Below are 1273 nucleotides of genomic sequence, written 5' to 3'. Positions count from 1 at the left end.
ACCGGCTCCGGGAAGTCCATGCGAACCAGGATGATTGGCTTGTCAGCGTTGCACAAGGTTTCACCAGTGGTGACGTCCTTCATGCCGATCAGGGCCGCGATGTCACCAGCGCGTACTTCCTTGATCTCTTCACGGGCGTTTGCGTGCATTTGCACCATACGACCCACGCGCTCTTTCTTGCCTTTGACCGAGTTGATCACGCCGTCGCCGGAGGCCAACACGCCCGAGTAAACGCGGACGAAGGTCAAGGTACCCACGAATGGGTCGGTAGCGATCTTGAACGCCAGAGCCGAGAACGGCTCGTTGTCGTCTGCGTGACGCTCCATTTGCTTTTCCTCGTCATCCGGGTCAGTACCCTTGATGGCAGGAATGTCGGTTGGAGCCGGCAGGTAGTCGATAACGGCGTCGAGAACCAGGGGAACGCCCTTGTTCTTGAAGGAAGAACCGCAAACAGCCAGAACGATCTCACCAGCGATAGTACGCTGACGCAGAGCACCCTTGATTTCCTCGACGGTGAGTTCTTCACCCTCGAGGTACTTGTTCATCAGCTCTTCGCTGGCTTCGGCCGCAGCCTCTACCATGTTGTTGCGCCACTCTTCAGCCAGTTCCTGCAGTTCAGCAGGGATGGCTTCGCGACGTGGAGTCATGCCCTTGTCAGCGTCGTTCCAGTAAACCGCTTCCATGGTCATCAGATCGATCTGACCCTGGAAGTTGTCTTCGGAACCGATAGCCAACTGGATCGGCACCGGAGTGTGACCCAGACGCTGCTTGATCTGAGCGATCACACGCAGGAAGTTCGCACCGGCACGGTCCATCTTGTTCACGTAAACGATACGTGGAACGCCGTACTTGTTGGCTTGACGCCATACGGTTTCGGACTGAGGCTCAACGCCGGAAGTGCCGCAGAACACAACGACCGCGCCGTCGAGTACACGCAGGGAACGCTCAACTTCAATAGTGAAGTCTACGTGACCCGGGGTATCGATGACGTTGAAGCGGTACTGGTCCTTGTGCTGCTTGGCGGAACCCTGCCAGAAGGCGGTAATGGCAGCAGAAGTAATGGTAATACCACGCTCCTGCTCCTGAACCATCCAGTCAGTGGTCGCAGCGCCGTCATGCACTTCGCCCATCTTGTGGCTTTTGCCAGTGTAAAAAAGGACGCGCTCGGTGGTGGTGGTTTTACCAGCATCCACGTGAGCAACGATACCAATGTTACGGTAGCGATTAATCGGTGTAGTACGAGCCATAAAGCCCTCGCAAAATTAGTGACGCA

General features: G+C 56.2%; 1 protein-coding gene. It reads right to left on the bottom strand.

The window, feature by feature from the left end:
- On the bottom strand, positions 1 to 1247 hold a 1247-nt coding region (gene fusA / locus ACRESJ_RS07585), incomplete at its 3' end, for an elongation factor G (protein ID WP_431757353.1).
- Between the last annotated feature and the right edge of the window lie 26 nt (positions 1248 to 1273).

The organism is Pseudomonas sp., assembly GCF_050739655.1.
Classification (GTDB): Bacteria; Pseudomonadota; Gammaproteobacteria; order Pseudomonadales; family Pseudomonadaceae; genus Aquipseudomonas.
Note: the sequence above shows the minus strand (reverse complement) of the source record. Positions and strands in the feature narration are given on the sequence as shown.